General features: G+C 27.5%; 1 protein-coding gene. It reads right to left on the bottom strand.

The genetic code is table 11. The features are described from left to right. Positions 1-8: 8 nt before the first annotated feature. The coding region (locus tag KGF42_RS19280) for an RNA-guided endonuclease TnpB family protein (protein ID WP_227826919.1) at positions 9-403 on the bottom strand (395 nt) is incomplete at its 5' end.

Raw genomic sequence — 403 nt, forward strand, 5'->3', positions numbered from 1 at the left:
AAGTGCTTTTAAGCCATCTTATATTTTTTAGCATTTTTAAGATTAATACTTGCATTTAAATCTCTATCAATAGATAATCCACATTCACATTTGTACACTCTATCTTTAAGTTTTAAACCTTTATTAATCTCTCCACATCGGCTACAAGTCTTTGATGATGGATACCATCTGTCAACTACTCTAAGTTCTATATTATTTTGTTTGCACTTAGCAGTTAGTTTAGTTCTAAATTCAAAAAACCTTTGACTTGATATAGCCTTTGATAAATGCTTATTTTTCATCATTCCAGTAACATTTAAATCTTCAATGGTTATATAGCTTGGTTTTTGCTCTATTACCTGGGATACTGTTTTATTAATATAATCAGTTCTTATATTAGCTAATCTTTGATGAATTTTTTGTA

Origin of the sequence: Clostridioides sp. ZZV15-6383 (assembly GCF_020657735.1) — a bacterium.
Lineage (GTDB): Bacteria > Bacillota > Clostridia > Peptostreptococcales > Peptostreptococcaceae > Clostridioides > Clostridioides difficile_D.